The organism is Victivallis sp., from assembly GCF_048170485.1.
Taxonomy (GTDB): Bacteria; Verrucomicrobiota; Lentisphaeria; order Victivallales; family Victivallaceae; genus Victivallis.
In genome coordinates, this window is sequence record NZ_DBEXAY010000111.1 from 1 (window position 1) to 9,520 (window position 9,520).

Below are 9,520 nucleotides of genomic sequence, written 5' to 3' on the forward strand. Positions count from 1 at the left end.
CCCGGAACTCGCCTCGTATCCGGACCTCTTCGAAATCATCGCCGGGTGCGACACCGCCCCCGACCGTCTTCTTGACCTGCCCCCCGCCGCGGCGGGCATCCGCACTTTCGCCACACTCCCGGAGCTGCTCGCCGACCCGGAGGTGGAACTCGTCACCATCGCCACCCGCAATGCAGACCACACGCCGCAGGCGATCGAGGCGCTGGAGGCGGGGAAATACGTGGTCATTGAAAAACCGATTGCGGTGAGCGTCGAGCAAGTCATGCGCCTCAAAGAGGCCTCCGAACGGTATCCGGGGAAGCTCTTTCTGCGGTTCAACCGCCGCTACGAGCCGGAATTCAACCACATCCGGCGCATTCTTTCGCGAGGCATTCTCGGCAGAATCACCATGATCAAGCTGTACCGCCACCCCATCTACTGCCGCCGGCGGGACTGGCAGACACTGAATCGCTTCTGCGGCGGAATGCTGAACAACTGGGGCCCGCACATTCTCGATCAGGCGCTCCAGCTGCTCGGTTCGCCGGTGGTCGATGTGTGGAGCAACCTTCAGCACAACTTCTCCGCCGGGGACGCCGACGATCAGATCAAGATCCTGCTGAAAGCGGCAAACGGCTGCGTTGCGGATATCGAAATCTCCTCGACCTGCGCTCTGCCGGGCAATCTCTACGAGGTCTGGGGGGACCGCGGCGCGCTGACGGTGCCGAACGAAGGCAAAGTATTGCGCCTCAAATACCTGAAGGAAGGTTTTCAGCTTCCGGAAATCCACGCCGAAACGGGGAATTATCCGCTGTTCTACGGCAACCAGGAGCCTCTGGAACTGATTTGCGAGGAGATTCCGGTCGAAGCGGGGCGCGGTCACACCCTGCAGAAGGGCGCGCGAAAGGAGTCCGGCGTCGGCACGCAGGCGACCGGTTATTACTCGCAGGACACGATGTGGCTGGATGTCTATGACGCCATCCGCAACGGAATCACCTACCCGATTACGATGGAGGATGGCGTCAACGTGGTCAAGCTCACCGAACTCATCCACCGGCAGAACTCTCTGCCGATCGGCGGCTGAAGGAAAATATCGAAACGGCAGTCAAGGCTTCTGGCAGTAGAGGCCATCGAAACCTGCCGGAACAATCAGGCGATTCCGATAAAAAACCACCCGGTCCGGCGTTCCCGGCAGAAAATCAAAGCTTTTTTTCCATTGCGGAGTTTCCGGGTTCGTGACATCGAACAACGTCACCTTCCCTTTGCTTCGATGGGAGAAAGCCAGCAACGAACCACCGTTCCAGGAGGGAAGCCCTTCCATGCCGGGCGGTGCAGGAAACTTCTGTGAAAATTCATCGGATCCAAACTTCTCCGGAGAAAAGAGATAAAACTGTTTTCCAGACGGCATCAGAAACTGTTTCCCGACGGCCGTCACTCCGTCAAACTGGTTGAACCGAAGAGCCGGATTGCCGCGCAGTTTCCTCCCTCCCGTTTCCTCCAGCCGATACCAGGAAAGCCCTGCACCGTGAGAATTCACAGCAATAAGCCCCTCCAGCTCCTTTTCCGGAAATGAATCGATATAGAGAATGCGGCGTTCATGGCTTGGATCCAGCATCCGGGGGCGCGCCGGATCACGCAGATCAATGAAATCAATCCGATTGCCACCGCCGCTGACTGCCGCAAGTGTTCCATTCCGGTAGAGGTGGAGTATCTGCGTGGGGAAAGAACTTTTCATCTGCCCGAGCAACACGGGCAGTTTCCCCTTCTGAATCCGCCACATGGAGAGTTTTTTCTCCTCCGCCGCCACCAGAAGAGTTCCGCATATCGAAACATCGTAGATCCTGTTTTCAGAAATGGTTGCAATTTTTTTCCACCCCTTGCCATCCTCTCCCCAGATCTGAAGTCCGGCAGAGGACGCCGCAACGTAAAGCAACTGACCGTCGGTCGCGACCCGGCGCACCATCCCCCCGCAGTCGTAGTGAAGAAAGCCGGGAACCTCCTTCACCGCGGATGTTACCTCGCTTCTTCCCAGTTCCTCCCGGGCGGGAACGGGAGCGCAACCGGGCAGTTCCACCACAAAAAGTCCGCTCTGATTTCCGGCGACATACAGCCGGTCGTTTGCCGGAACTACGGAACCGACACAATCTGGGAGCAGAAAGTGTTTCCCGTCACCTGCCAACTTCAAGGAAAGGACCTTTGACGCATCCATCAGGGAATTGTCAAAAATGTTCTTTCTCACCCGGACCGGCGGCAGTTGAAACTGTGCTACAATCCGGGGATTGCGGGGATCGGCCGCCTCCACCAGAAAGAGCCCGTTGTGCGTATCGGCAACCGCGATCATTCCGCCCGCCGGCCAGACGGACCAGAAGTCGTTGCCGAGAGCGAAGAAACGTGGAAAATGAACGCCCCCGAGACGAACCGCCTTCCGGGGATCGGAAACATCAAATATCTCCATTCCATGACCATTGCCAAACCGCTCGGCCGCCGATCCCTGTCTGGAATGGTGTCCGGTGGCCGCATAAAGCAGATTGCCGTGGAGATAAACTCCGTCGCCATATCCCTGCAGGGGAACATAGCTGATCTCTTCCGGAGCGGCGGGATTGCGGACATCCAGCAACTGAACCCGGGAGTGCCCCCAGTCCCCCACGGCCAGCAGATTTCCGCGACAGAAGATGGACTGCGCCTCCACCTTGCCATTTCGAAACAATGTAATATGTTTGGGAGCAGCAGGATTCGTAATATCAAAGATCTGTACGCCATAATACCGCAGAGCCACAAACAGAAGATTGCCTGAAACATCCACACCGGTAGCCAGTTCCGCCGTGTCGAAATTCCCGACCAGCTTCGGGGCGACAGGATTTCGAAGATTCACAATCCACAATCCCTGGTTTCGTGCGGTGATATACGCATACCCCCGATGTACCGCCATCTGACGGCACACCCAGGGCAACCCCTTCACCTCCGCTGCAAGTTGTGGTTTCATCGGATTCCGCCGGAGGTCGAATACCTGAAGCCGTCCCTTGCCGGCAAGATAGAGACAGCTGCCATCTCCGCACAAAGCGTTTCCTCCGACACTGCCAGGGACATGGACGCCGACGAGCTGACGAACTCCCGCCGCCGGACTTCCCGCCACCGGCAATTCTCCACGACAAAGGAGCGCCGGCAGCAGCCCCAGCAACCCCATAATCCACAATGATCTTCCCATATCATGCTCCATTTTCACCGATCAGAAAACTGTGTGATCAAACCGTCTACTCTTTGCTGCAGCTGCAAGATTCTTCACCGCGTCAACGGTTCAGCAGCTGATAGTCATCATTGAAATGTCTTCCATACCGCAGTGTATTCACATTGCCGCCGAGGAACAGAAAATTCGCCCGGTTCCGGTGATGATTCCAGGCGGGAGCTCCCGTAGCGGCAGCAGAGGGATACGACGCGATGGAATTCATATAAAAAATACCGGTATCACAGTCGCCGTTGCTGTATACTACACTATGGTTGTTTTCCCCCAGCAGCAAGGCTCCGGAACGTAATTTTACAATTTTATTGGTATCTCCATCAACCAGCCAGACCCGACCGGTCCGGTTTCTTCTGAGATCGATGTTGGCCTGTGTCGCATAGGACTGGGAATAATTGCTGTAATACCAGCTGATTGCATCCGGAGTGCCGGAAAACGCCGGATTGGGAATCACCGACTCCGGACAGAAGAGCAGACCGCGCGGCTGCCGGAACTGAAGCCCCGTCGAATACTCTCCCGGCCGGGAGGTGCTGATCTGCCGGGAAATCTTGTCCGCCTGAATCCCGAGATAAGGATAAAGATAAAGCGTGAACGCCTTGTGCAACCCGGCGGGCGGCAGCCAGTCATCACTGTTCTGAGTGTAGGAGGCAGTGGAGATGAAAATGTTTTTCATATTGTTGACACAGCTTATCTGTTTCGCCACAGCCCGCGCCGAATTGAGTGCCGGCAGCAGCAGCGCCGCAAGAATCGCGATGATCGCGATGACAATAAGGAGCTCGATCAGAGAAAACCGGTTGCGCATCTGCTTCAATCCTTCTGTTGTAACATACATGAAAACAATTGGTTCCATTCTTTGACGTCTCATTTCTCCTCCACCGGATACCGTCGGAAGGTGATCGTATCCGACAACCGGCTGCGATCCAATCACCTCTAGTTGCCCTCCCCGGAGAGCCGGGCAGAATTCCTCCTGCGGTGTCAAAGCGACTGCTCTCCCATATTTCCCTCAATGCTCCTGTCTATTTCTCCAGCGTCACGGCACCGATCAGCGGCACGGCAAGCCCGGTTGAAAGAAATTTCATCGATGTTAACTCCTTGTCCGGATACGGATTCTCCCGTCTGGTACAGTAAAAACCGACCCGTTCTTTTCCGGAAGTCCAGAAAGCGGCCCCGATCCGCGCGTTCGGCAGCGATTTCAAGCCATGCCAGTCGCCGATGTCGCGTCCGCCGGCCATCGAAAGTTTCGAACGCGTTCCATCCGCATAGGTCAACTCACAGATCAGCAACGGCCGATCCTCGACACTCCAGCCGCAAGCCTGAAGAAAGTAGATCCGTCTGGCCTTGCCGGAAAGAGGGATTGCCGGAGTTTCCCGGGGGAAGTAAGGCTTACTCTCTCCCTTCAGAACACAGACCGCCCGACTGCCGCCAAGAATTTCGAAAGGAATGCCGGAATACTCATGACGCCCGGGCTTCATACCCGGCAATCCCGCCTCCGGCCCGTCATCAAACCAGCCGCCCCGATGATCTCCCGCAACCTCATCGACATACCCCATATTTGCCGCACCGGCGAGATTTACGGTCTGGAAGTGTGCCCCGGGAGTTTTTTCCCAGTGGCTCGCACGGTGTGCAGCCTCCGCCGCCCGCCGTTTCTGTTCTCCTTGAAGCTGCTCTCTCTGCTCGATTTTTGCATTGATCTCCCGGGCGCGCGCCGCAATGCTTTCCGGATTCTTCTCTGCCGCATCCGGGAAGAGGTCTGCCTTTCCCGTCTCCAGCAGAAACAACTGCCGCTCCTGCGGAAAAAAGGTGAATGAAATCCCGCGACGGAGTTCTTCGGCGTCAAATTCCCCGACTCGACAACGCGATACAGGATCGGTCACCCGCCAGCGTCCGGCAGCAATATCCGTAATCGCAAGTCGGGCAGGTACCGCTTTTTCATTCCGCCAGTTGACCAGAAGAATTAGCTTGGTGTCACCGCGGTCGATCAACTGCGCCTCCGCCGCGCGAAACTTCTTTCCCTCCGCCGTTCGCAATTCCAGATGAATCTTGGCTCCGGCACGTAAAAACGCCTCGGCAAAGAGGTTGCGCAGCCTGGATCCGATCAGCCCTTTGGGACAACGCCGCACATTTTTCTGTTGAAAAAATGATCTGTTTTCCAACGGCAATCCATACGGATCCATCGAGAGGGCATCCTCGGAGCACACGATCGATCCGCCCCGTTGAACAAACTCCTCCAACACATTGAGCGTACCGGGCAGAGAATGCTTCAAGTCTGGAATAAATAAGATCTTATATGGTTTCAAATTTTCCGCAGAGAACTCCTCCTCGAAGACAAATTCAGCAGGCAGCTGTTCCCGCAGCAGCGCATTGTACCAGTTCTCCATATTCGGCAGAGACTGCCGATCTCCCAGCATCCGCTGGCTGGTGATGGAGAAAAGAATGGCCGCTTCCGGTCTTTTCAGACGCGGCATCGGCAGAACAACGTTCCGAAGCGGTTCGAGCTCTTCCATAAATCCACGCAATCCCGACAGCGTTTTCTCTGGATAGCAGTAAGGATTCAGCAGCGCGGCTCCGCGATATTTCATTGACCGGGCAAATTTTCTGGCCCCTTCCATATCGGACCATTGCCATTTTCCGCCGCTCCAGTTGAAGATACTGGAAGCGGAAACACCGTGGAACACGCTCGCCCACAAAGAGGTGGGAAAATCCGCAGGCAGAGAGGGTATCCGGTCTTTCCCGTCATAACGCATGCAATAATGCTCCTGATCGGCCACCGTTTTCCCGGGTTTTCCCCGCACGACCGCAGCCGCATAGTCGGCCACCAGCGAAAAAAAATGAACCCCTCTCGTCAATACCGCTTCCATCTCGTCGGATTCCCAGCGCCCGTCGTTTTCGGCGAAGCCGTAGGAATACCCGCCCTCGATTGCGAGCACATCAAGCACGTCCATGGTTTTGCGCTGGTCCATTGTCGAACCGCTTCCGGTCAGCAAGCCGGCGATCAGAATCTGCTGACAGAAGTGGATGTCGGGCCGGGAATCCACATCGGCAATCGCCTTCTTCATTTCCGCCAGGACCTGCACAAACCGGTCCGACAGAAAACTGCGCCACGCGGCACGCAACGCCGGCGCCTTCGAAAAATCAGGCAGAAAAGCCGCCGAACGGAAATCGCGGAACCCTGTCCCCAGCCGGCGGTTCATCTCCGCAACAGTGCCGAAATTCTTCTTCAGAAATTCGATGAACCTCTCGCGATTGAAACGGCAGCGACAATCGTACGTGCTCTCATTGATCAACTCATACAAAAAAGGATTCCCATGATTGGCCCGAGTAAAAAGAGACATATCACGAAGCTGTCCAAGTATGATCTTTTTCCCCATCGGGTGTTCCGGGCAGAACGGAACAAAGGCGTGCCACCCCGGGTTCTGATGCAGAATCTCCCTCGGCTGAGGGGTGACCGGGTCGTTCAATACGGCTTTCTCATTGCGATGGAAGTAGTAGATCACTGTCGGGTCCACGGAAATCGGCATTCTGTCGAAATTGCTGCAGTTGCGGCGGCGCTGATCATCCCTCTCCACATCCCACACCGGCAGTTGATTGCGGGCAAAAACAAAGTGAAACGGCAGGCCGGGGAACTGAACCGTGTTGAACCCGAATCTCTCACAGATCTTCCGGTCAAGCAGCTGGTAATGATAATCCGGCAAAAGAATTTTGCAACGTTTCCACCAGATTTCATCAAATTCATTGGAAGCGATGAAGTAGTTGACTCCCAGCAGAAATGTCGGATTCCCATTCATCCAGAACGTTCCCTGTTCTATCTTCGGCCGGTTGCCGCAATCTGGCGGCAGCTGTTTCCAGGCTGCCATTTCAGACTCCAGCTTCGCCTTCCAGTTTCCACTCCAGACATACCGGACCTGTGCAGAAGGATCATTACAACGGAAAAAAATTCTATCAATGCTGAATTTATCAACCTTCCCGTCAAAGGTCATATTCAAATCGGAGAACGCCTTTAAATTATTTCGCTTCGACAGTTCCGCCAGCGGGATGCGAACCTGAGTCCAGCCGTTTTCGCAGGATTTCACCATCTGCTTCTCCGGTGATACACCCCCCACGGTAAACAGCAGTCGGGGACGGATGCAATATTCCAGCCAGCCATCGGCTTTTACATAATCCGAAAGATCCAGAGCCCGGTTGACAACCGGAACAAAATTCTCCAGCGAACGAAGCCGCATGGATACATGTTGTCCTGCAGCCGGAGTAATTTCCAAGCCGCGCTGACCGGAATACGCCGAATTTCCCGTCTGTCGACAGGAGACACCTCGCAGATCCCAGTGGCCGGAAAAATCATCATCGTAGATCAGAAAGCGAGCTCCTTTTTCCACCTTTTTTTCCAGGGGTACCACCCTCCAGGAGAGATTGCGGAATTCCGCCTCGCCCGTTCGACCATACCCATGCGCGCAGAGCAACTTCAAATAAGCCCGGTCGCAATGGGCCGGCAGTGGAACCCGCAAAGAGATCTTCTTCCACTCCGCCTCGCCTGCCGCCTGTTCCTGTTCCTTTGCATGCAGGTTTGATGCAGCAATGTGGATCCCAATTCCGCTGAATCCGGCCAGTCGACGGATCTCTGCCTCAAAAATCAATTGACGCTCGACAGGGGCAGGCGTAATTCGAATATGCCTCCCGAAAATACCATTGCTTTTCCCCGGATCATCGTCCTTGAAATGGAAAACCTCTCCCCGGACCTCCGCTACCGTGCCCTTCCCTCTCCATTGAGAGAAATCTTCCGCCCAAAGAACTCCGCCTCCCAGCAGAAGCGCCGCCAGCAAACATTTCGTCATAACACCCCCGGTCATTTGTTTGTTATACCTTGGTTCCGTCGAGTTTCCGGGCACAATCCGCCCTCTGGAGAGCTTTTCGTCCCCTGCAGTCAGATCAAATTGCCGGAAGAAGATTCAATACTTCAGGAATGCGCAGTCGTACGGCTGAAGATAGAGCTCCAGCACCCCTTCCGGACCGATGTGAATCGGGTATTCCCCCCAGATGTCGTACAGTGGCGGAATGGTTTCAAATCCCAGCTGCGACGCAGAAAGTTTCACCCGCCGCGCATCGCTGTTCAAACTGAAAATCCCCAGCCAGCCGTGAGAAGAATCCTCTTTGCAAGGCGCCTTGCGGACGTCGATGCGGCGCATCAGGCTGACACGCTTCCCCACGACGCCGTTCCGGTTGCAGCGCAACATCTCCGGGTGTGTCGCCAGCGCGATGTCCCCCTCCGGCGTCTGCGGCAGATCCCCGCCGAAAATCAACGGCGAACAGCTCATCGCAAAGATCGTCATCATCACCTTCTTCCCGATCGGGGTAAGCTTGCTCTGCCGCGCCGATCCCGTCGGAAGTGCCAGCTCCGGCGGAATTGTCACCTGCAGCGCCCCCAGCGGCAGCATATCCAGATCCGCCCACAGCGACGGGCCGCTCAGATCCTCAAACTCATACCAGCGACGCAATTTGATGAGATTGGTCCGGTCGTCATCCCAGGCGTCGGGAGTGACCCGGATCATATTGCCGTAAGGAACATACTCCTTCCAGCTGCCGCGCCAGATATCCTCCGCTCCCGGAGAGAGGCTCAGCAGAACCGGACGGGCAACCGAATCCAGCGCCTTCCCGAACAGCGCCACATGGTCCGGATGCTCCACCACATCGTCCAGTTTGATGAAATCCACCGTCAACTCTTCGGTGAGATACTCCACCTCGCTCCGGTAATAGGCGAATGTGCCCGGATGTGAGGCATCGGTCGCCACCCAGTATTTGCACCACGGACAGAAGTTGTCCGGATCGTAAATGTCACGCGCCCGGAAATCGGTTCCCTTGATCGGCGTGTTCTGTTCGAGCGCCATGCGGGGCATCCCGCGCATGATGTGAACTCCGAACTTGACGCCGTTCTCATGGCAACGGTCGGCAAGAGCGCGCAACCCGTGCGGAAAGTTCACCGGCGACGGCACAAACCGCCCGTAGGAATCGATATGCATATTGCGGCACTGCCCCACGTTGCGCAACTGTTCGTTCCACGCCTGATCGCCGTCGGCGTACCAGGCGGCGTCGAGGCAGAAATATTCATATCCGGCCGGCTTCAGTTTCTTCAAAAACAACTCCAGGTTGGCCAGCGCCTGTTCCTCGTTGATCGAACCCATGTAACAATCAAAACTGTTCCAGCCCGCGGGGGGAGTCTTCGTCTCGGCAATCAGCATCGTCTCACCTTTCCATATTAACTGGTCTGCTGTTACCCATAGTATACCCGACTTCCGCTTGAAAATATCCGGAGAAATGATA

The 9,520-nt window shown here is 55.8% G+C and carries 5 protein-coding genes; 1 reads left to right on the plus strand and 4 read right to left on the minus strand.

Translation table 11 applies throughout. The features are described 5' to 3' along the window. Window positions 1-1,060: Gfo/Idh/MocA family protein (locus ACMLHG_RS05920; RefSeq protein WP_417169892.1), on the plus strand; the 1,060-nt coding region annotated here is incomplete at its 5' end. A gap of 21 nt (window positions 1,061-1,081) precedes the next feature. On the opposite strand, the gene ACMLHG_RS05925 is transcribed toward ACMLHG_RS05920, so the two are convergent. From ACMLHG_RS05925 to ACMLHG_RS05940, 4 genes are all read right to left on the minus strand, one after another. After that, window positions 1,082-3,181, minus strand: coding sequence for a hypothetical protein (locus ACMLHG_RS05925; RefSeq protein ID WP_417169893.1), 2,100 nt, complete (start codon window positions 3,179-3,181; stop codon window positions 1,082-1,084). An 82-nt stretch (window positions 3,182-3,263) separates the two neighbouring features. Next, a complete protein-coding gene (locus ACMLHG_RS05930; protein ID WP_417169894.1) occupies window positions 3,264-4,013 on the minus strand; it encodes a prepilin-type N-terminal cleavage/methylation domain-containing protein in 750 nt (249 codons plus the stop codon). A gap of 214 nt (window positions 4,014-4,227) precedes the next feature. Next, window positions 4,228-7,581, minus strand: coding sequence for a beta-galactosidase trimerization domain-containing protein (locus tag ACMLHG_RS05935; RefSeq protein ID WP_417169895.1), 3,354 nt, complete (start codon window positions 7,579-7,581; stop codon window positions 4,228-4,230). 570 nt (window positions 7,582-8,151) lie between these two features. Further along, entirely contained in the window at window positions 8,152-9,438 is a 1,287-nt protein-coding gene (locus ACMLHG_RS05940; protein WP_295808888.1) for a glycoside hydrolase family 27 protein, read from the minus strand. Window positions 9,439-9,520 lie beyond the last annotated feature (82 nt).

Excerpts from the sequence above, each read along its gene's own strand:
- ACMLHG_RS05925 (WP_417169893.1), bottom strand. The coding sequence starts at position 3,181 with ATGGGAAGATCATTGTGGATTATGGGGTTGCTGGGGCTGCTGCCGGCG.
- ACMLHG_RS05930 (WP_417169894.1), bottom strand. The coding sequence starts at position 4,013 with ATGCGCAACCGGTTTTCTCTGATCGAGCTCCTTATTGTCATCGCGATC.
- ACMLHG_RS05940 (WP_295808888.1), bottom strand. The coding sequence starts at position 9,438 with ATGCTGATTGCCGAGACGAAGACTCCCCCCGCGGGCTGGAACAGTTTT.